Consider the following 21,092-nt stretch of genomic DNA (forward strand, 5'->3'; position numbering starts at 1 on the left):
CCATGGACGTCCCGCAGTCCCTTCTTGATGCATGCCTCCAGCTTGCGTCGGAGGTTTCGGACGAAACGCTGAGGCTCATCGGCACAGCATTGGAGAAAGGCGAGCAGTCGCTTGTGCCGGGACGATTTACGCACGAGGTAGTACGACACTTCGACGAATTGCAGCGAGCGTGGCGCGTCGACGGACAGCACCTTTCGCGCGGTGAACTCAGTGGCGTGCTGCTCGGCTGCGCGTACGCCGTTCAACGTGAGCGTACGTCGCGGCGAGTAGAACTCGTGTGGTCCGGACCCACTGGCCTCAGTTCGACGTTCCGAAGCACCGGGCCAGCTTTGCTAGAGCTCATTGAAAGCGCTCGGCGCGAGGTGTATCTCGTGACGTTCGCAGCCTATCGTGTGCCTGCGGTCGTTGCCTCGCTGGACGCGGCCTTGAAGCGGGGCGTCAAGGTGGTATTCGTGCTGGAGAGCGACGACTCTGGAAAGGTCAGCTTTGACCCGTTGCCCAATCTCAGAGGCGGCGCGGGTCTCGCGGCCGAGGTGTACTGCTGGCCGCTCAACAAGCGAAAGCGTGACGAGCGCGGGCGACACGGAACGCTCCATGCGAAGTTCGCGGTTTCTGACCGAGAGCGACTGCTGGTCTCGAGTGCGAACCTCACCGAGTTCGCGTTCGACATGAACATCGAACTTGGTGTGCTTCTCACGGGCGGCACGGCACCGGGTGCAGCGGCCGACCATGTTGACTCGCTCATCCGAACGGGGGTACTCCAGCGACAAGTGACATGAATGAGCAGCGAATTGTCAGGGCGTACCAAACCAACATGCGCAACGGCGCGGTGGATTTCGGCGCAGTTTCCCGCCCTCACGATGTCAAGTACTTCCATGTTTGGCGAGTTCCCCAACGCGCCACCACCATCCTTGCCGGGGTAGTGACTGAATGAGACGCCATAGGGGGTCGGAGCAGGGATAGAGTCAACTGCGGAGGAAATATGTCCGAAACGCTTTTCAAAGAGGTTCACTACAGCCTTGGTGGACTTGTCAACGATATCGGCCTTGGTCGCATTGGCCTCCCAGACATTCAGAGGCCCTTTGTCTGGGCCAACGCCAAGGTCCGCGACCTGTTCGACTCGATGTACCGCGGATACCCGGTCGGGTACTTTCTGTTCTGGCAGACCGGCGCCGAGGGTGTGGACACCAAAGTCATTGGCGATGCGAACAAGCAGAAGGTGCCGTCGCTGCTCATCGTGGACGGTCAGCAGCGCCTGACTTCGCTGTACGCGGTCATTCGCAGGGAGGCGGTGCTGCGCGAGAACTTCGAGCGCGAGCACATCCGCATCGCCTTTCGGCCGCAGAGCGGTGCCTTCGCAGTGCCGGATGCGACAACTGAGCGGGACCCAGAGTACATCCTCGACATCTCCGAGGTGTTCAACCGACCGACACACAAGACCATCGGCGAGTACCTGAAGCGCCTGACGGCGGCACGCGAAGTTTCCGAGACTGAGGAAGAGAAGGTGGCCGAAGCCATTGGCCGCCTGGCCAGCCTGACCAACTTCCCATTCATCGCTCTAGAGCTTTCGCAGCAGTGCACCGAGGAGCAGGTGGCTGATGTGTTTGTGCGCATCAACAGTGAAGGCAAGAAGCTCAACCAGTCGGACTTCATACTGACACTGATGTCAGTGTTCTGGGACGATGGCCGCACTGAACTGGAGAAGTTCTGCCGTGCCGCACGCCAGCCGGCGCCGGCCGGCCAAGCCAGCCCCTTCAATCAAATCTTTCAGCCCGACCCAGACCATTTGCTTCGTGTCGATGTCGGCGTAGCCTTCAGGCGTGCTCGGCTAGAGCATGTTTACTCCCTGTTGCGCGGCAAGGACCTGGCGAGCGGCGAAGTCAGCCTCGAGCGGCGCAACAGCCAGTTCGACAAGCTCCGCGACGCCCAAGGTCGCGTGCTGAACCTGACCTACTGGGCTGATTTCCTGAACGTGGTTCGCGCTGCCGGCTACCGAAGCGAGAAGACCATCAGCTCGGTGAACGCGCTGGTGTTCGCCTATCAGCTGTACCTGCTCGGCCGCACCGAGTACGCGGTGGAGGGCTTCAAGCTGCGCAATTCCACCGCACGATGGCTGTTCATGTCTCTCCTGACCGGGCGATTTTCCTCCTCACCAGAGTCGCGGATGGAGCAGGACCTGGCCGAGTTGCGTGAGTTGAAGACCGCCGACCAGTTTCTCTCCCGTCTGGCCACGGTGGAGGCTGCCACGCTGACGGACGACTACTGGACCAAGACGCTGCCGCTGGACCTCGCGACATCCGCCGGTCGTAGTCCGGCCCTGTTCGGCTTCTACGCAGCGCAGACTTTGCTCGGCGCACGCGCGCTGTTCTCGCGGAGCCCCGTGGTCGACCTGCTGGACCCGCCCGCGCAGGGGCAGAAGAAGGCGCTGGAGCGGCACCACCTCTTCCCCAAGCAGTACCTGAAGAAGCAGGGCATAGAGAGCGTGCGCGACATCAACCAGATTGCGAACTACGCGTTGGTCGAGTGGGACGACAACATCGCCATTTCCGATGCCCCGCCCTCTACCTACTGGGACAGGTACGCTGCGCGCTACGGTGCTGAGGAGCTCGCCGCCATGATGCAGTGGCACGCGCTGCCAGCCGGATGGTGGACTCTCTCCTACGAGGAGTTTCTGAAAGCGCGCCGGCCCCTCATCGCTGGGGTCATTCGAGCGGGTTACGAGAAGCTCGCCGGGGCGGGTTGAGGCTCGGCATGCCAAACGAAGAAGAGGAGCGCGTGGGCAGTGTTGGCAACGCACTGCGAGAACGCATCCTGGCCGAACTGGCCGGCAAACCGGGGCAGAAAGCCGCGGAGTTGGCGAAGAGCCTAGGCGTTGACCGACAGGCCGTGAACCGAGTTCTCGCCTACGAGCTGGTGGGCAAGGTCCAGCAAGGCTCGGACTACCGTTGGCGACTCACCGGAAGCTCGGATGCCAAACGGCCGACGACATCGACCGCAGAGGATACGGAAGTTGCGAAGCTGGCGCGCTACTTCCTCGAGTGCATCGGGCAAGACATGGACGACGGGGTCAGCACTTTCGCCAGCAGCAAGCACGGCGAGCCTGACTACGCTGAGCTTTCCTCTTTGCCGCTCGTCACCCACGACCTGGATTGGTTCAACGAGTCGGGGGTTGGTCGTGTGCTTGGCAAGGTCCGGCAAGACCGAGCCAATCTGGTGGCGTGGCTGGGCTATCCGGTGCGCCTTCGGCATCACCGCACGCCGAAGTGGGAGGGTTTCTTTGTCGAGCCCGTGATGTTGTGGCGCATCACCCTGCCGGACCAAGGCGGTGAGCCACCCAGCATCGAAGACGACACACCGCTCTTGAATGCCAACTTCCTGCGTTCGGTGGCGATGGGGGACGGCATGCAGCTGGCGGAAGAGGCGGCCCGGCTGACTGATGAACTCGGACTCAATGTGCCGATTGCGGAGTTGCCTGAGGTGGATGAGCTGTCGGACCGCCTCGCCCTGATTCGACCCGATTGGGACTGGAAGGAAACCCTCGCGCCGACGGTCTGCGCCGGTGACGTGTCGCTGGCCGAGCTGTCTGAGGCGGGTATCTACAACCGAGCCATCGTGCTGCCTGGAAAGCGCTCGCCTTTCACGCAAGGTTTGGAGTCGGAGCTGAAGGCGCTTGCGGCCGCATCCGACTCACAACTTCGCGGGACAGCGCTCGGTCACTGGCTCACGGGCGAAGTGACCACCGTTGTGCCGGCGCCAGACAACGAGCCGCTTCTTGAGGTGCTGCCGATGAATACCGAGCAGCGCGCCGCAGTCCGCGCTGCAATCCATGCGCCACTCACGGTGGTGACAGGACCGCCGGGAACGGGTAAGTCTCAGGTGGTAACCAATCTGCTGGTGAACGCGGCGTGGCGAGGCATGAAGGTGCTGTTCGCCAGCAAGAACAACAAGGCCGTTGATGTGGTGGAGGCGCGGGTCAATGGCCTGGGTAGTCGCCCTGTTCTGCTGCGCATGGGCGCCTCCAAGGAATACCAAGCCAAGCTCGCGAGCTACCTGACCCAGCTGCTGGCAGGAACCCCCGGAGCAGATGACCGTGTCAGTTACGACGAAGGCCTGGAGCAGCATCGCAGTCTTGCTACGCGCCTGACTGAGCTGGACCGGCTGCAGCAACAGTCTCTCGATGCTCGCAACACGGTCGACCGACTGGATGCCGAAGCTGGCGATGCGCGCACCGTGTTTGGTGCCTTGCATGCGGGGATTGACGATGCGCTGGTTAAGAACGCGCATGCATCCATAGCGAGCTTGGGGCAGGGTATCGACGCCGCCGACCGGAGTCGGCAGGGCTTGAGCACGCGGTTGATGTGGCGGTGGTTGGCCGAAAGGCGCTTACGGAGTCTTGGCCAAGTTTGCGTTGATGCGGCTCAGGCCGCCGCGCGATTCGGCGTTCGTCTCCCGCAAGCGCCAGACGAGGACGACCTTGTAGCGTGTCGCTCGGCATTCGCGCACTGGAATGACCGGCTCGCGGCGGCCAAGAAGGTGGTGGCTTACAAGCATGCCTTGGAAGTGCTGAAGGCCAGCCCCTCCTTCGAGGACATCGCTCAGCAGAGGGCAACCTTGGCAGAGCAAGTTGCCCAGAACTCAACGCGGTTGTGGCGCGATTGGGTGCAGCTGGCGCCAACGCGGTTGTCGGTGGCGCAGCGCAAGGACGTTGCAGACTACGCTGCGGCGCTGCAATTGATGACGGGACCCGACGCCGAACGTGTGCACTCCTCCGTCAAGCAACGCGCAAGGACCCTGCAAAGCAAGGTGACCGAGCTTTTTGCATGTTGGGCCGTCACGTCGCTTTCGGCGCGTGGGCGGGTTCCGTACGAGCCAGGCTACTTTGATTTGGTCGTCATCGACGAGGCGAGTCAATGCGACATCGCTTCGGCCCTTCCGCTGCTCTATCGGGCCAAACGCAGCGTCATCATCGGTGACCCGCAGCAACTACGGCACATCAGTGCGCTCACTCGGCCGCGTGACAGCGAGTTGCAGCACAAGCATGGTTTGGTCGATACACGGTTGGGTTGGATGTACTCCGTGTCATCGCTTTATGACGTGGCGGCCGGTGTGGTGTCGCCGGACAGCATCATCAACCTGCGCGACCACCATCGGTCCCACGCCGACATCATCGAGTTCTCGAACCGCTCGTTCTATGAGGGGCGACTGCGGGTTGCGACACGCTACCGCCAGCTCAAACGCCCCCGGAATAGTGAGCCGGGCATCACCTGGCAGGACGTGCGAGGTGAAGTGGTTCGTCCGGCCTCAGGCGGGGCGCTGAACCGACAAGAGGCCAAGGCTGTGCTTGTGGCACTGCGGGACCTTTTGGTGACGCGAGAGTACGCGGGGACGGTAGGTGTTGTGACCCCCTTTCGCGCACAGGCGCAACTGCTGCAGGAGTTGGTTTCGACCTGCGACGAGCTGGCCCCCGTGCGCGACAGGGCCGAGTTGCTGGTGGACACCGTGCACAAGTTCCAGGGCGACGAGCGCGACGTGATGTTCTTCTCGCCGGTGGTCTCGGCTGGCACGTCAACGGGTGCACTGAGTTTCTTGCGCAGCAACGGCAACTTGTTCAACGTGGCCATTACTCGGGCCAGGGGTCTGCTGCACGTTGTGGGCGACCGGTCTGCCGCTGCAGCCTCTGACGTTGACTACCTGGCGGACTTTGCCGGCTACGTCGCTGGGCTGAACGGCGCCGTGCAGAAACTTGACGAAGTCGAAGCGAGCGCACTTGGGCCTGAATATCCGACAGTCTCGAGGCCGGAGCGAGTGTCGGACTGGGAGCGCATCCTCTACCGCGCGCTGTATGCGACCGGCCTCAAACCGATTCCACAGTTCAGCGTCGAGCAGTACGACCTGGACTTCGCCATCATCGTCGGGGACCAGCGGCTGAATATCGAGGTGGATGGCGAGCGCTATCACCGCAGCTGGACCGGAGAGCTGTGTCTCAGGGACCAGTTGAGGAATCAGCGACTCATCGAACTCGGCTGGGAGGTCAAGCGCTTCTGGGTTTACGAAGTGCGGGACAGTCTTGACGATTGTGTGGCCACTGTCCGGCGCTGGGCGGAGGCGGCGAGGGAGCCAGCATGACCCCTTCAACGCTTTGGCGTCGAAGGCTGCCACCGATTTCGGTCTGGAGAGCGCTTGGCCGCCGTTCGAAGAGGTTTGGCCGTTGTTGGTGCACCTTGGTCAGCCGGCTCCTGGTCGACTGCGTCGGTGTTGCAGGCGCGCCAGAGGGCTGTCATGAAACGCGATGGTGTGAGTTCGCCTTTGGTGGTCGTCTCGCGCATTCTGTGAGGCCTGCGAGCACCTTGCGCGAGGCACGCGCGCACGACACGCTCCTGGTAATTCAGGATTTAAAGAACCCTCGGGGATTTCAAGAGTTCTTTATTCGAAGGTAGGCAAGACCCCGAGTGCTTCGGCAAGACTCCCCCTTACCCGGCCGAGCCGGGTTCCGAGTCTTGCCGTCGCTCGAGGGTCCTGCGGAGGACTTCCGAATCGCACGGATGCGCTCCGTGCGGCGTTGGCATGGCGGGCACCGCGCAGTGCCGCCACTCGACCAGACTGTGTTCGCGGTGTCGCGCCGCGCCTGTCGCCCTCTAGTCGTCACTCCCAGGCCGCACCCTGACATCCCGCTTGGTGCACATGCCGGTCGCGGGGTATCGAGCCCTCTCCTCCGGCACGGCGTATAGCTGCAACGTTTATACGCAGAAGCGGCCTCATCGCGCGCTGCTCGTGAGGCCGACGCGCACGCTCAGAGGAGAAGCATCCCGGCGACCAACTGCGGCCACAGTCGCCGCAGTTCTTCCACGTCCAGGCGAGGCTCCCAGTCCGCGCCGGCTTCTGCCTCCTCCAGGGTGACGACGGGGCAGCGCCACAGCTGTTCCTCCTGCACGCAGCGCTCAAACAGCAGCTTCCAGCGCCCGGTCAGCAACCCGGGTGAATGCGTGGCGACATGCGCGAAGAGCTCGAGCGTTGCGTCGTCCGTCAGCTGTCCCAGACTGGGCAGCAAGGAAGAAGCGGTCGCGGGCGCGCTGGCTTGAACGACCAGATGCGAGAGCCACTCCTGCATGCACAGGCCGCGTTGCTGCGAGGCGCGCAGGGCCAGGGCGGTGACGGCGGGTGTGATGTGAATCACCGTGCGGATGCCAGCAGGAGTGGGTGTGTGAAGGTTCAGCATGCGAAAGCCTTTTGAGAGTTACGAGAGTTCCCATGGTGTCCAGGCCGAGTCCGCCTGGCGAGCGAATCCGGTTACGTAATCCCCGGCTGCGCGCGGTTTGCAGCTGGCCTCGAACCCTCGCTACACGCTGCAGGCGCCGCATGGTGCTGCGCCACACACAAAGCGAGGACCCATGGGAAGACCAGGCATCACCAAGGAGGATGTCGTGCGGGCGTACGTTGCGCTGCTGAAGCAGGGGCGTTTGCCGGGACCGCAGAACCTTCGACTGGAATTGGGGCAGGGCAGCTACACGACCATTGCGAACCACGTGAACCGGTTGGCGCTGCGCGACATGGCCCTTCGGCCACCCCAGCGTCGGGTGCGTCGCATGCAACCGGAGGAGGGCTGGCGCTGAGGCAGCGCATTCGGTGCGTCGCCTGAGCGGTTGATTCACGAGCCCCGGCATGCGCCGGGGTTCATCTTGATGATTAGAGAGTGAGAGGCTCCTGGAGGCTGAGTGGCGAGCACCGCGCGATTCACGCTTGCTGCCCTCGACTCCTAGCCACCTCACCAACATTGTTGCGGCGACCCGCATGCGGCCGACATTGGTGCGCCTAATATCGCCATTAGGCGATTTGAGAAGATTATCTGTCCAAGGCGATATTCACGCCTTATCGTCCTTGAATGATATCTTGCATAAATCGCCTTAAGGCGATATGATGCGGGTATGGACTACCCCATCACGCTCCCCACTCAGCTCAAGCAGCACCTGCGCTCCCTTCGCAAGGCGCGTGGCTTGACGCAGGCGAGCCTCGCTCAGTTGCTAGGCGTTGTGCAATCGCGCGTAGCCGACATCGAAGCGAATCCGGGTGCGGTAAGCGTGGAGCAGCTTCTGCAAATCCTCAGTGTCCTGAACGCACAGGTCATGATTCGCGACACCCACGCCCGTGTGCCAGGCCCAGGGAGCGTGACGCTGACCGGACATGCGCCCACGGTGCTGATAGGTCGCGCGTCCGCGGAAGAAAACGCTGCGGCGAGCCAAGAAAAAACGGACCCTCCGCAAGGCCAGTGGTGAAGACCTTCATCGGTAGGCACTGACACCATGGCTGACAAGCTGCATGAGCTTTGGGTCTGGATGAACGGCGAACGCGTCGGGACCTGGCAGCGTGGACGCACGGGCGCGCATCGGTTCGTCTATGAGCCATCCTGGCTTGAGTCACCGCGCGTTCGGCCGCTGTCCCTGTCTATGCCCATCACCCCAGACCGCACGGTCGCGGGCCCATTGGTCCAGCACTACTTCGACAATCTCCTGCCTGATGACGAGCGCATCCGTCGTCGGGTCGCTACCCGATATAAAACTGGCTCGACCCAAACGTTTGAGTTGCTCCAAGCCATCGGCCGAGACTGCGTGGGTGCCGTCCAGCTCCTTCCACCAGAGATGTCACCCGAAGGATTTGACCGGGTCGACGGTGAGCCGATGAGCGACGCGGACATCGAAAAGCATCTTCAAGGCGTGGTCAGTGAGCCCGGACTGGGCGCGCAGGAGGATGAAGACGACTTCCGTATCTCCATTGCCGGAGCTCAAGAAAAATCGGCCTTGCTCAACGTCGAAGGCAAATGGTGCCGTCCTTTAGGCGCAACCCCGACCACCCACATCCTCAAACTGCCCCTCGGGCTTGTTGGGGGCCGCCGCCTGGACCTTACCCACTCTGTGCAGAACGAATGGCTCTGCGCACAGTTTCTAAAGGAACTCGGCCTGCCGGTGGCGCCCACCCAGATGGCACGGTTCGGAGACCAACTTGCATTGGTCGTTGAACGCTTCGACCGCCAATGGGTCACGCTCGCGCAGGATAGGAAGCGTTGGATTGCACGCCTGCCGCAGGAGGACTTCTGCCAGGTCACCGGCTTGCCGTCGGGCTCGAAATACGAGGCCCATGGAGGCCCTGGCATGCAGAGCATCACGCATGTGCTGCTTGGCAGTGACGCAGTGAAGGCTGACGTCACGAACTTCCTGTGCACGCAGTTGGCGTTCTGGCTTCTCGCTGCAACCGATGGGCACGCCAAGAACTTCTCCGTCTTCCTGCTGCCTGGGGGGCGCTACCGGATGACGCCTCTGTACGACGTGATTTCGGTTTGGCCAGTCATTGGCAACGGGCCTAATCAGGTGCCCTGGCAGTCCGCGAAGCTCGCGATGGCCATTCGCTCCAAAAACACGCACTACATTTTGCAGAGCATCTTGCCCCGACACTGGCAAGGCGTGGCGCAGAAGTCCGGCGTGCCTGAGGTTTGGGATGCGATGGTGCGCCTGGTTGAGCGCGTAGAGCCTGCGCTGGCAGCGTTGCAAGCGAGGCTGCCAGCGGACTTCCATGCACGTACGGCAGAGAAGGTGTTTGAGGGTGTGCGCAGTCAGCTCACGCGCTGGCAGCAGGGCTTGGAGGCGCTTTAGAGCGTAGAGGATGGTGCCGCGGTTGCACCAACGAGCTCGGGGCTTGTCGATATAAACGGCCCGTGGCTACACTGTTGATGAGACGCTATTGCCAATGTCGCGGCCAGCGACGACCACAAGGTTCGTTTCTGGCAATGTTCTGGCACTGGCGTTGGGAATCGGGTGCGGACGGTTGCGTTTGACTGCGGTTCGATGCGCTGCAAGTGCTTGATTTTGTTGAATGTTGCGTGTGGGTTCGGCCCTGCCGTGCACGCGGATTCCGATTGAAAATCCGCGTGTCGGTGGTTCGATTCCGCCCTTGGCCACCAGACAAATCAACGACTTAGCCCGCTGCCACCCAGCGGGCTTTTTCGTTTCTGGGGCGCTGCGAAGTCAAGCCGCAAGCGTGGCGGTCGGGCTCCGCAGAGCCCATCGGCGGGGACAGCCGCGCTCAATCAAATGGCCCTGGCCAGCTCAGCAATGTCCGCAATGGCAGCCTCGCGCCTGGCAAGCGGGGCGTTGGTGTCGGTCAGATAGACGGCGACCACGATGGGAGCTCGCCCGGGCGGCCAGTACACGCCGACGTCGTTGGTGGAGCCGTGCGCACCGGTGCCGGTCTTGCTGCCGACTTGCCAGCCGGGTGGCAAGCCTGCGGCCAAGCGGTTGGCGTTGGTGCGGGTAGCCTGCATCCAGGAGACGAGTTGCGCGCGGCTTGCGGCGGTGAGGGCGTCGCCGAGCAGTAGCTTTTGAAGTGAGGCGCTCATGGCGCGCGGGCTGGTGGTGTCGCGCGGGTCGCCCGGCCGCGATTCGTTCAGCGTCGGCTCGGTGCGGTCGAGCAGTGTGACAGTGTCGCCCAGCCTGCGGACATAGCGGGTCAGCCCGGCAGGTCCGCCGTAGCTGGCGAGGATGAGATTGCCTGCGGCGTTGTCGCTCACGGTGATGGTGGCTTCACACAGTTCGGCCAGCGTCATGCCGTCGCGTCCAGCGTGCGGCTCGGTGAGCGGCGAATGGGGCAGAAGGACCTCGCGGCCGTAGTGAATGCGGCGAGTGAGCCGCTCCTCCCCCTGGTCTACGCGCTTGAGCACGAAGGCGGCGGCGAGCCACTTGAAGGTGCTGCACAGGGGGAAGCGTTCATCGAGACGATGACCGATGAGGCTGCCGCTGGCCGTGTCGAGAATGGCGACGCCGATGCGCCCGCGTAGGTCGGTTTCGATGCGATCACAGCGAGCGCGCAGAGCCTCGGATCGCGCCTCTTCCCCGAAAGCAGCTTCAGCCCAGCCGGATGTGCCGACACCAAGGGCCGCGGTGCACTGCAGGATGAACAGACGTCGATGCGGGGTTGCAAGCGGAGCGGTTGGGTGTCGGGTCATAGACGGGCCAAAAAATTCCGTCCGGGATGCTCAGTCCCTGGCACGCTCCGCGTCAAGCGAAGCCCCAATGCCACGCTGCTTGGCGCGCATCCATCGCTGTCACGCACCCGACCTCGACGCGGCCGATCCCCTTAAGACGCCTGCGCCTCCTCGTCGAGCCTCGCCAGGCGGTTGCAGTACAGGAGCAGCTCGTCGATCTCGTTCGATTTGTCGAACACGCAGTCCGCGCCCAGCTCCAGGCAGCGGGTGCGCATCTCGGGCGTGGCGTGGTTGCTGAAGACCACCCATTTGGCCGGTCGCTGGATGACGCCGGCCCCGGCTTTCAGGATGCCGAGGCCGGAGCCGTGCTTGAGGAAGATGTCGACGATCACCAGATCGCAGGCGTGTCCGTCCTGGTCGATCCACTCGAGCGCCGAGTGCTCGTCCTCGGCGCTGCCGACGATCTCGACCGGCACCGTTTCCTCAAGCAGGTCGATCAGGCTTTCGCGGATCACGGGGCTGTCTTCGACGATATAGGTTCTGAGTGTGTGCATGGGTGGCTTTCCGGCGGGGGGTTGGGTGCCTGCATCAGCGCATGCGCACTTCCCCATGCGTCCCCATGTGGTTGGGCGGCTTGCCCGTCACGGCGGCCTTGGCCATGGCAAACAGCTGAACCAGCTTGCTGGACTTCACGTCCCAGTAGTTGGCGTGGCTGATCTGCACCTGCACGAGGGCCAAGTCCGGGTCGGTCGGGCCGCCTGGGAACCAGGCTTCGTTCATCTTGTTCCAGAGCTGCTCTTTCTTGGCCGGGTTCTCCACCACCTGGGCGGTGCCGGAGACCGACACGTACTTGTCGTCGCCCGGGTCGGAATAAACCACATTCACCTCGGCCTCGTTCTCGATGTCGGCCACGGGCTCGCCGGCGCGTGACATGAAGAACCACAGGCTGCTGTCTTCGTCCATGCGGCTGTTCTGCGTGGTCATCGGCCGGGCGTGGAGGTGACCATTGCCGTGGCGCGTGGTGAACATGGCGAACTTGATGTCCTTGATCATGTCCCAGAGCTGTTCGCGGGTGGCGGCATCGTCAAAGTTGTGCTGGCTGTCGGTGTGAGTCATGGCGTGTCCTTTCCGTGTGGCTTTCCGTTTGGAAACGGCTGAGGCCCATTGAACCCGCCCAGCCAGGCTGGGGCGATCAGCGATGGACCACTTCGCTTGTAGGAGCTGTCCGGTCTTGCTCGGGCCGGCGGGCTTCTTCGTCTACCCTGCGGGCTTCTGAAACCTCCCGCTGTTTTTGCGCACATGCACCACAACGTCAGCCTGGTCTCAACCATTGCCGTGGGTTTCGCCCTGGCATTGGCGCTCGGCTTCGTGGCAGCCCGCATGAAGATCCCGCCGCTGGTGGGCTACCTGCTCGCGGGCATCTGCATCGGCCCGGCCACGCCGGGTTTCGTGGCCGATGTGCACCTGGCGAGCCAGCTGGCCGAGATCGGCGTGATGCTGCTGATGCTGGGCGTGGGCTTGCATTTCTCGATTGCCGAGTTGATGGCGGTGCGGCGCATCGCCATCCCGGGGGCGGTCCTGCAGATCGCGGTAGCCACGGCCTTGGGCATGGGCGTGGCCACCTGGTGGGGCTGGAACCTCGGTGCGGCGCTCGTGTTCGGGCTGTGCCTGTCGGTGGCGAGCACGGTGGTGCTGCTGCGGGCGCTCGAGTCGCGCGGGGTGCTCGAATCCATGAACGGCCGCATCGCGGTGGGCTGGCTGGTGGTCGAAGACCTGGTGATGGTGCTGGTGCTGGTGCTTCTGCCCCCGCTGGCCGGGCTGCTGGGCGGGTCCGGGGGCGGGCCGGGAGCGGCCGGCGGCGCGGGAGACGTCGCGCCTGTTCGCGCCACGGCCCACGACGTCTGGATCACGCTCGGCATCACGCTCGCCAAGGTGGCGGCCTTCGTCGCCTTGATGCTCATCGTGGGGCGGCGGGTCTTCCCCAAGGTGCTGTGGCTGGTCGCCAAGACCGGCTCGCGCGAGCTTTTCACGCTGTGCGTGGTGGCCGCGGCCGTGGGCGTGGCCTATGGCTCGGCGTACCTGTTCGACGTGTCCTTCGCGCTGGGGGCCTTCTTTGCCGGGATGATGATGCGCGAGTCGGAGTTCAGCCACCGCGCGGCCGACGAATCGCTGCCGCTGCGCGATGCCTTCTCGGTGCTGTTCTTCGTGTCGGTGGGCATGCTGTTCGACCCGGCCGTGCTGCTCGACGAGCCGCTCAAGGTGCTGGCGGTGGTGGGCATCATCATGGTCGGGAAGACGGTCGCGGCCGTGGCGCTGGTGCTGGCCTTTCGTTACCCGATGAACAGTGCGCTCACGGTGGGTGCGAGCCTGGCGCAGATCGGCGAGTTCTCGTTCATCCTGGCGGGGCTGGGCGCATCGCTGGGCTTGCTGCCCTTGCCGGCGCAAAGCCTGATCCTGGCCGGCGCGCTGATCTCGATCGCGCTCAACGCCGCGCTGTTCGCGGCGATCGAGCCCTTGCAGACTTGGCTGCGTGCCCGCTCGTCGCTGGCGCGCCGGTTGGAGCAGCGTGACGACCCGCTGGCCGAGTTGCCGACCTCGGTGCATGCCTCGTTCCTGAGCGGCCAGGTGGTCCTGGTGGGTTATGGCCGGGTCGGGCGGCGCATCGCCCAGGCACTCGATGCCCGCCATGTGCCCTACGTGGTGGCCGAGCAGAATCGCGAGATGGTCGAGCAGCTGCGTTCGCGAAACATCCCTGCGGTGAGCGGCGATGCGGCCGACCCGGCGGTGTTGATCCAGGCACACATCGCCCGCGCCGGCATGCTGGTGATCGCCATTCCCGACGCCTTCGACGCGCGCCAGATGATCGAGACCGCCCGCACCCTCAACCCCGAGATCGAGGTCGTGATCCGTTGCGCGAACGAGGGCGAGGCCGACCTGCTCACCCGCGAGGGCCTGGGCAAGGCATTCAACGCGGAGCAGGAGCTGGGCACTGGCATGGCTGCGCACGTGCTCTCGCGCATGCGGCCGGCCTCGGGGGCGGCGGCGGCCAGCACGCATTGAACGCCGCTTTGATCTGCCTGTCGCCCCGGCGTGCAGTCTGTCGCAGCTGTTTTCCGGTCTGTCGCCTGGCTCTGGCAGATGGGTAGCGGTGCCGCTTAAAGTGGGCCCATGGTTACATCTGCTCCCAACCCATCGGCACCGAGCAACGGCCTTCGCGCCAGCGTGATGCGCGGCTTCACCGCCTATGCCCGCTGGCTGGCCGGCATCACCTGGAAGCGCTTCTTCCTGCTCGCCCTGCTGACCCTCGTGGGCTCGGGCGTGCTGTCCAGCCTGCCGCCCTTCAACATCCCCTGGGGCGACGAACGGATCATCTACAAGCAGCACAAGCCCCCCAAGGCACCCGTGCCGCCGGCGCCGCCCAAGGCGCCTGAGCCGCCGGCCGAAGGCAAGGAGTCTTCGTCGCTCGATATCGGCGGCAAGAGCTACACCATCACCGTGGGCAAGGACGGCGTGCGCATCGGCCCGACCGCGAGCGCGCCTGCCTCGCCGGCGAGCGGCAGCGGCGGCGTGCATGTGGACCTGCCCGGCGTGAAGGTCGACCTGCCGAACGACGCCACCAGCCCCGAGGTGCGCGAGGCGATCGAAGACGCCAAGCAGGCGATCGAGGACGCCATTGCCGATGCCCGCGAGGCCGCTGCCGAGGCCGAAGAGGCCGTTCGCAACGGTGGATACAAGGTGGTGCGCGTGCCGGCCTTCACACCCGGCGAGCACATGCCGCCGTTCGCCTTCTTGTTGATCGTCATCTCGGGGATCATCAAGCTGATGGCGGCCGGGCGCTTCAAGGCCGAAGAGCAGGCGGTTGTGGCCACCGAGATGGCCGAGAGCGAGGCGCTCAAGCGCCAGGTGGTCGAAGCGCGCATGGCGGCGATGCAGGCGCAGGTGGAGCCGCACTTTCTGTTCAACACGCTGGCCAGCATCGACCACCTGATCGAGACCGACCCGCCGCGCGCGAGCAAGATGCAGAAGAACCTGATCGCCCTGCTGCGCGCCAGCATGCCGACCATGCGCGAGGCCAATGCGCAGAGCAACCGCGACCTGGGGCGCGAGCTGGCGGTGATCCGGCCGTACCTGGAGATCCTGAAGGTGCGCATGGAAGACCGGCTCGCCACAGACATTCGCGTCACCGATGGCCTGCTGTCGGCCGAGTTCCCGCCGATGATGTTGCAAAGCCTGGTCGAGAACGCCATCAAGCACGGCCTGGAGCCCAAGCCCGAAGGCGGCACGCTCACCGTGAGCGCCGAGATCGTGCATGGCAAGCTGGCGGTGAAGGTGGCCGACACCGGCCTGGGCTTCGGCAAGGCCGCGACGGCCGGCACCGGAATCGGCCTGGCCAACATCCGCGAGCGCCTTCAACTGCTGTACGGCAACAAGGCCAGCCTCACGGTGGCCGAGAATCCGGGCGGCGGCACGGCGGTCACCATCACCGTGCCGTACATCTCGAACAACCACGAGGGTTCAGCATGAAAGCCGCCGGCCGAGCGCCGGGCCGCCGCAAGCCGGCCGGCATCCCCTTGGGGGATCGGCGAAAGTACTCTTTCGACGAGGGGCACCCATGAAAGCCGTGATCGCGGACGACGAACGCTTGATGCGCGAGCAGTTGCGCGCCCGCCTGGCCGAAGCGTGGCCTGAACTGGAGATCGTGGCCGAGGCCAAGAACGGCATCGAGGCGGTGGAACTCACCCGCCAGCACCAGCCCGACATCGTCTTCCTCGACATCCGCATGCCCGGCATGACGGGGGTGGAGGCGGCACGCGCGATCGCCCTGATCCCCGATGAATGGCCCGACGAGCTCGAAGGCTGGCCCGGTTGCGAGATCGTCTTCATCACCGCCTACGACCAGTACGCGGTCGAGGCTTTCGAGCAGGGCGTGGTCGACTATGTGTTGAAGCCCGCCGAGCGTGAGCGCCTGGATGTGACTGTGCAGCGGATCAAGAAGCGCTTCGCGCAGCGCGCTGCCACGCAGGAGCCGCCGCCCTCGGCTGGCGCCGACATGCAGCAGCTCCTGCGCAAGCTTGCCGGCCAGCTCAGCCCCGGCACGCAGCGCCTCAAGTGGATCCAGGCCACGGTAGGTCAGGCGATCCAGATGATCCCGGTCGAAGACGTGCTGTTCTTCATCTCCGACGAGAAGTACACCCGGGTGCAGACGGCAAGCGTCGAGGCGCTGATCCGAAAGCCCATCAAGGAGCTGCTCGACGAGCTCGACCCCGAGCTTTTCTGGCAGATCCACCGCTCTACGCTCGTCAACACGCGTGCGATTGCCGGCGTGAGCCGGGACATGCGCGGGCGCCAACTGGTGAGCGTGAAGGGCCTCAACGAGAAGCTCGAGGTCAGCCGCAGCTTCACCGGCTTGTTCAAGGGCATGTGACGCCGCCGTGGCGGCCGCCGTGAGGCCCGTCACGGGTGGCGAGCGGCCGGGCGGCTGAGGGCGGCGTGGGGGCATCGCCCACCCCCTAAGATGCCCGGATGCTGAATTTCCGTGCACTTGCATCGAGCCGCTGGCTCCTGTCTGCCGTGGGCCTGCTGCTCGCATGGCCGGCCGCCGTGACGGCCCAGTTGCCCTCGCTGGGTGCGCCGCCGGTGGTGACCACCGAGCATGTGCGCGCCGAACTCGTCGCGCACGCGCCGCAAGGCATCGGCCCCGGCCGCGACGTTCGGCTCGGCCTGCTGCTCAAGCACCAGCCGCACTGGCACAGCTACTGGAAGAACCCCGGCGACTCCGGCCTTCCCACCCGCCTGGAGTGGACGCTGCCGCCCGGTGTGAGCGCCGGCGAGATCGAGTGGCCCACGCCCGCGCAACTGCCCATCGGCCCGCTGATGAACCACGGCTACGAAGGCGAGGTGCTGCTGCCGGTGGCGATCACCGTGCCGGCCGACTACGCCGAGCGCCAGTTCAACGTGAAGCTGCGCGCCGAATGGCTGGTCTGCAAGGACATCTGCGTGCCCGAATCGGGCGAGTTCGCACTGCAACTGCCGAGTGAGGCCTCGACCGCCTTGCACACCGCCACGTTCGAAGCCGCACGTGCCCGCCTGCCGCGCGACATCGACGGAGCGCGTGCCACCGGCCGGGCCGAAGGCGAGGCCTTGAAGATCGAGGTCGACGGCCTGCCCGCGAGCGCTCGCCAGCAAAAGCTCACCTTCTTCGCCGAAACCGGTGCGCTGATCGACCCCGCCGCAACCATGGTGCAAGCCTGGGACGGCGACCGCTGGACGGCCAGCATCCCGCTCGCCAGCGACCGCAGCGCGAGCCCACCCGAGCTGTACGCCGTGCTCGCGCAGCCGGGGGTGGAGTCGGGCCTGCGCATCAAGCTGGCGGTGAGCGGCTGGCCACCGGTCGCCGCGCGCCCGGTGTACCAGCCGGGTGGTTCGATCGCCGAGGTTCCTGCGGCGCCTGCCATGCCGGTGGCGGTACCTGCGTCGCTGTGGGCCTCGCTCGCGCTGGCGCTGCTCGGCGGGCTGCTGCTCAATCTGATGCCCTGTGTCTTCCCGATCCTGTCACTCAAGGTGCTGGGTTTTGCGCAGCCGGGGCACGACCGCCGCAGCCTCGCGGTCGGCGGGTTCGCGTATGCCGTGGGTGTGGTGCTGTCCTTCGTCGCGCTGGCTGGCTTGTTGCTCGCGCTGCGTGCTGGCGGTGAGCAACTCGGCTGGGGTTTCCAGTTGCAGTCGCCGGGGTTCGTGGCGCTGCTCGCGGCGGTGTTCACCCTGGTCGGCCTCAACCTCGCCGGGGTGTTCGAGTTCGGCAGCGTGCTGCCGAGCAGCCTGGCCACGATGCGCGCACGCCACCCGCTGCTCGACCACGCCCTCACCGGCGTGCTGGCAGTGGCGGTGGCGTCGCCGTGCACGGCGCCCTTCATGGGCGTGGCGCTGGGCACGGCCCTCACGCTGCCGGCCGCACAGGCCCTGCTGGTGTTCGCCGCGCTCGGCGTGGGCATGGCCTTGCCCTATCTGGCGCTCAGCCTGTGGCCAGGCCTCACGCAGCGCCTGCCGCGGCCGGGCGTGTGGATGCAGCGGTTCAAGGTGCTGATGGCCTTCCCGATGTTCGCCACGGTGGTCTGGCTGCTGTGGGTGCTCGGCCAGCAGGTCGGCATCAACGGCGCGGCTGCGCTGATGGTGGTGCTGGTGGCGCTGGCGTTCGCGGCCTGGGCGCTCGGGCTGGTGCGCCAATCCGGCCCCGCCGGGCGCTGGGGCTTTGGCACGGCCGCCGTGGTGGTGCTGGGCGCCTCGATCGCTTGGGCCTGGCCGACGCTGCAAACCGGTGCCGACCCGGCGACGGCCGCAGCGCCGGCGGGCAAGGGCTGGGAGCCCTGGTCGGCGGAGCTCGTCGCGCAGACCCGCGCCGAAGGTCGGCCGGTGTTCGTCGACTTCACGGCGGCCTGGTGCGTCACCTGCCAAGTCAACAAGATGGGCACGCTGTCGGATGCGGCGGTGAAGGCCGACTTCGAGTCGCGCAAGGTGCGCCTGCTGCGCGCCGACTGGACGCGCCGCGACCCGCAGATCACCGCGGAACTCACCCGCCTGGGCCGCAGCGGCGTGCCGGTGTATGCCTTGTACGCGCCGGGAACTGCGGCGCCACAGTTGTTGTCTGAGTTGCTCAGCGTGGGCGAAGTGCGCCAGGCGCTGGCCTCGTTACCCGCGGCTCGCCCCGGCGAGTCGACCGCCAACCTCACCAGGAGCCCGTGATGATGAAGACGACGAACCTGCTTCTTGCTGCCGCGCTCTCCACCGGCCTGTGCAGCGCCGCCCTGGCCCAGGCCGTGGTCGGCAAACCCGCCCCCGCGATCACCGCCACCGACACCAGCGGCAAGACCGTGAACCTGGCCGACTACAAGGGCAAGTACGTCGTCATCGAGTGGACCAACCCCGATTGCCCGTTCGTCCAGAAGCATTACGACAGCGGCAACATGCCGGCCACGCAGAAGCAGGCCACGGCCAAGGGCGTGACCTGGCTGTCGATCCAGACCGCGGCCCCCAGCGCCGGTGAACTGCAGTCATGGCAGAAGAGCAAGAGCGCCGCCCCGACGGCCACGCTGCTCGACCCCGACGGCAAGATCGGCCGCAGCTACCGCGCCCGCACCACGCCGCACATGTACATCGTCGACCCGCAGGGCACGGTCATCTACACCGGCGCCATCGACAGCAAGCCCACCGCCAACCCGGACGACATCAAGGGCGCCACCAACTACGTGAACCTCGCGCTGGGCGAGGCCCTGGCCGGCAAGCCGGTGAGCCAGCCCAGCACGCAGGCCTACGGTTGCTCGGTGAAGTACCCGAGCGGGGCCTGATTGCGGTGGTGCGACCCGATGGCTATCGGGCGCACCACTGTTGCTCGCAGGGCACGCCGTCGTTGTTGCCGTCCATCTTCGTGCCCGGGCAGTTAGCAAGGAAGAACTTGGCTTCGGCGCACGAGGTCATCTGCGAGCAGTGGGTTCGCCCATCGCAACGGTATGTACTGACCGGCGTTGTTGTCGCAGGCTGCGGCGCAGCCTCTGTATCGCCGGCGAGCGCAGGCCGCCTCGACGACCACGCTTCGTACCGGTTGTAGCCGTATCCTGCCAGCGCAACGAGCAACACCACGCTGACGATGGTTCCAAGCGGGCTTCGCCTGCGCGCCGTGGGGCGGTGCGTGCGCCGGGGGTAGCTGGCGGGTTGACCCAGGGCCTGCCGGTAGACGCGAATTGCTTGCGGTTTGCCATCCTTGCCGCGTCCAAGTTCGTAGGTCAGCGTTTCACCCACGGTCGGTCGCGAACCGTCCTTCGGAAATGCGCTCAGGTGAACGAAGAGTTCACGACCGCCATGAGTCGGCGCGATGAAACCGAAGCCCCGATCGTCGTTCCAGGTTCGCAGCGTTCCGGTCAAGGGCATGGTCGTGATCTCAGCGAAGACGCAATGCACCACTGCGCCAGCCAGTAGGTGACGAGGATCCACACGGCCGATAGCGGGATCGGTGCGTTGAACTTGTTGAAGGCGAGGAACGCATCCGACGCCACGAAGAGTGCACCCCCCACGGCGGCAATCCGGGCGTGCTTGTCGGCAGGCGCGGCACGCCACCACACCGCGGCCTGCGCCGCCATCGTCGCCAGGCAGGCCACGTACGCCAGCACCGGCAGGCGCAAGGCGCCGGGCACTCCCGGCCACAGCTGGCTCAGCAGCCCGGCGGCCACGACGGCGAAGACAGCGAACGGCAGCCATCGCGCCGCGAAGCGAACCGGCTGGCAGAAGGCCACGATGTAGGCCAGGTGCGCGAGCAGGAAAGACACCAGGCCGGGCAGGAAACCTTCTTTCGGCCACAGCAGGAACACGTCTCCCGAGAGCGAGAGCACCAGGCCAATCAGCACCAGCCGGCGCTGGCGCGGCGTGCCGTCACCGCGTGGCCAGGCGTAGGCGATGACGAGGAGGGTGGTCAGCGGCTTGAAGACGAAGGCGAGCGCGGAGGGCAGGGCGCCGCTCGCGGCGGCAATGCTCAGTGCGGCGCTGGCGATCGCGGCCAGGGGCAAGGCGAAGAAGGGCATGCCGCATTCTCGATGTGCGGCATGCAGGGCCAGCGCGGGGCAAACCCGGGCGGCCCGTTGGCGTCGGCCGCCGGCCTCAGAGGTGACGCGTCTCGGTCGGTGCGTTCCACCAGGCGTTGTGGCGGCCGTCGGAGTAGTGCACCGGGGCCTCGATCAGTTCAGCCGGCTCGACATTGTCGAGACAGGCCAGCTGCACCGCGACGTAGTCGCCGCCGATCTGCTCGATGTAGCCGCGGCCGAACGGGCGCACGCCACAGGTCTTGCAGAAGAGGTGGTGCGCGCTCATCGTGTTGAACTGGTAGTCGGCAAGCGCCGATTCATCGCTCAGCAGGCGAAAGGCCGCTGGCTTGATCGTCGCGCCCCAGTTGCGCACCTTGGTGCACATCGAGCAATTGCATTTGCCGGTGCCGGCGGCGAGGTCGATGTCGGCTTCGAAGCGAATGGCGCCGCAATGGCAGCTGCCGGTGTAGGTCTTGAGCATGGTCGTGGCCTCCAGGGGGTGCTGGCGGCCATCTTGCGGCGGGGCTGCTGACAACGACGTGTCAGCAATGCCGGCG

At 65.5% G+C, this 21,092-nt stretch carries 18 protein-coding genes; 11 read left to right on the forward strand and 7 right to left on the reverse strand.

The annotated features are described in order from the left end of the window. The first annotated feature begins 2 nt into the window (after positions 1-2). The 3 genes from drmC to AC1KAR_RS11395 all read left to right on the forward strand — a co-directional run bounded on the left by drmC (position 3) and on the right by AC1KAR_RS11395 (position 6,126). Entirely contained in the window at positions 3-779 is a 777-nt protein-coding gene (drmC, locus tag AC1KAR_RS11385) for a DISARM system phospholipase D-like protein DrmC (protein WP_480317539.1), read from the forward strand. Between the two features lie 203 nt (positions 780-982). Further along, the gene (locus AC1KAR_RS11390) at positions 983-2,743 is read left to right on the forward strand and encodes a GmrSD restriction endonuclease domain-containing protein (protein WP_480317541.1); all 1,761 of its coding nucleotides are present in this window, start codon (positions 983-985) and stop codon (positions 2,741-2,743) included. A gap of 8 nt (positions 2,744-2,751) precedes the next feature. Beyond that, the gene (locus tag AC1KAR_RS11395) at positions 2,752-6,126 is read left to right on the forward strand and encodes an AAA domain-containing protein (RefSeq protein WP_480317543.1); all 3,375 of its coding nucleotides are present in this window, start codon (positions 2,752-2,754) and stop codon (positions 6,124-6,126) included. 664 nt (positions 6,127-6,790) lie between these two features. Here the strand turns inward: AC1KAR_RS11395 and AC1KAR_RS11400 are convergent. Next, positions 6,791-7,216 carry a hypothetical protein gene (locus AC1KAR_RS11400; protein WP_480317545.1) on the reverse strand — a complete coding sequence of 142 codons (426 nt, stop codon included), beginning with the start codon at positions 7,214-7,216 and terminating at the stop codon, positions 6,791-6,793. A 172-nt stretch (positions 7,217-7,388) separates the two neighbouring features. Between AC1KAR_RS11400 and AC1KAR_RS11405 the strand changes: the two genes are divergently transcribed. The 3 genes from AC1KAR_RS11405 (at position 7,389) to AC1KAR_RS11415 (ending at position 9,641) form a co-directional block, all read left to right on the forward strand. Beyond that, positions 7,389-7,610 (forward strand): DNA-binding protein, encoded by a 222-nt coding sequence (locus AC1KAR_RS11405; RefSeq protein ID WP_480317547.1) that lies wholly within the window; start codon positions 7,389-7,391, stop codon positions 7,608-7,610. Between the two features lie 312 nt (positions 7,611-7,922). Beyond that, a complete protein-coding gene (locus AC1KAR_RS11410) occupies positions 7,923-8,270 on the forward strand; it encodes a helix-turn-helix domain-containing protein (RefSeq protein WP_480317549.1) in 348 nt (115 codons plus the stop codon). A 27-nt stretch (positions 8,271-8,297) separates the two neighbouring features. Beyond that, positions 8,298-9,641, forward strand: coding sequence for a type II toxin-antitoxin system HipA family toxin (locus tag AC1KAR_RS11415; RefSeq protein ID WP_480317551.1), 1,344 nt, complete (start codon positions 8,298-8,300; stop codon positions 9,639-9,641). A gap of 434 nt (positions 9,642-10,075) precedes the next feature. Here the strand turns inward: AC1KAR_RS11415 and bla are convergent, their stop codons facing one another. The 3 genes from bla to AC1KAR_RS11430 form a co-directional block, all read right to left on the reverse strand. Next, on the reverse strand, positions 10,076-10,990 hold the full coding sequence (gene bla / locus AC1KAR_RS11420) for a class A beta-lactamase (RefSeq protein WP_480317553.1): 915 nt from the start codon (positions 10,988-10,990) through the stop codon (positions 10,076-10,078). 131 nt (positions 10,991-11,121) lie between these two features. Continuing rightward, positions 11,122-11,523 carry a response regulator gene (locus AC1KAR_RS11425; RefSeq protein ID WP_480317555.1) on the reverse strand — a complete coding sequence of 134 codons (402 nt, stop codon included), beginning with the start codon at positions 11,521-11,523 and terminating at the stop codon, positions 11,122-11,124. Positions 11,524-11,557: 34 nt separating this feature from the next. Beyond that, the gene (locus tag AC1KAR_RS11430; protein ID WP_480317557.1) at positions 11,558-12,085 is read right to left on the reverse strand and encodes a pyridoxamine 5'-phosphate oxidase family protein; all 528 of its coding nucleotides are present in this window, start codon (positions 12,083-12,085) and stop codon (positions 11,558-11,560) included. A 183-nt stretch (positions 12,086-12,268) separates the two neighbouring features. On the opposite strand from AC1KAR_RS11430, the gene AC1KAR_RS11435 reads away from it, so the two are divergent. The 5 genes from AC1KAR_RS11435 (at position 12,269) to AC1KAR_RS11455 (ending at position 19,308) form a co-directional block, all read left to right on the forward strand. Further along, a complete protein-coding gene (locus AC1KAR_RS11435; protein WP_480317559.1) occupies positions 12,269-14,029 on the forward strand; it encodes a cation:proton antiporter domain-containing protein in 1,761 nt (586 codons plus the stop codon). Positions 14,030-14,137: 108 nt separating this feature from the next. Continuing rightward, positions 14,138-15,493, forward strand: coding sequence for a sensor histidine kinase (locus AC1KAR_RS11440; protein WP_480317561.1), 1,356 nt, complete (start codon positions 14,138-14,140; stop codon positions 15,491-15,493). Between the two features lie 88 nt (positions 15,494-15,581). Continuing rightward, positions 15,582-16,394, forward strand: coding sequence for a LytR/AlgR family response regulator transcription factor (locus AC1KAR_RS11445; RefSeq protein WP_480317563.1), 813 nt, complete (start codon positions 15,582-15,584; stop codon positions 16,392-16,394). 98 nt (positions 16,395-16,492) lie between these two features. Further along, a complete protein-coding gene (locus AC1KAR_RS11450; protein WP_480317565.1) occupies positions 16,493-18,706 on the forward strand; it encodes a protein-disulfide reductase DsbD family protein in 2,214 nt (737 codons plus the stop codon). After that, positions 18,706-19,308, forward strand: a complete 603-nt coding sequence (locus tag AC1KAR_RS11455) for a redoxin domain-containing protein (RefSeq protein ID WP_480317567.1) — start codon at positions 18,706-18,708, stop codon at positions 19,306-19,308. Before AC1KAR_RS11450 ends, AC1KAR_RS11455 begins: the two co-directional genes overlap by 1 nt. A 22-nt stretch (positions 19,309-19,330) precedes the next feature. Here AC1KAR_RS11455 and AC1KAR_RS11460 read toward each other — a convergent pair whose 3' ends face one another. The 3 genes from AC1KAR_RS11460 to AC1KAR_RS11470 all read right to left on the reverse strand — a co-directional run bounded on the left by AC1KAR_RS11460 (position 19,331) and on the right by AC1KAR_RS11470 (position 21,016). Next, positions 19,331-19,888: a cold shock domain-containing protein gene (locus AC1KAR_RS11460; RefSeq protein ID WP_480317569.1), complete on the reverse strand. Its 558-nt coding sequence runs from the start codon at positions 19,886-19,888 to the stop codon at positions 19,331-19,333. Further along, positions 19,879-20,535, reverse strand: a complete 657-nt coding sequence (locus AC1KAR_RS11465) for a lysoplasmalogenase (protein WP_480317571.1) — start codon at positions 20,533-20,535, stop codon at positions 19,879-19,881. Before AC1KAR_RS11465 ends, AC1KAR_RS11460 begins: the two co-directional genes overlap by 10 nt. Positions 20,536-20,611: 76 nt before the next feature. Continuing rightward, positions 20,612-21,016, reverse strand: a complete 405-nt coding sequence (locus AC1KAR_RS11470) for a GFA family protein (protein ID WP_480317573.1) — start codon at positions 21,014-21,016, stop codon at positions 20,612-20,614. Positions 21,017-21,092 lie beyond the last annotated feature (76 nt).

The sequence above is a fragment of the Piscinibacter sp. PDB1-1 genome, from assembly GCF_056675995.1.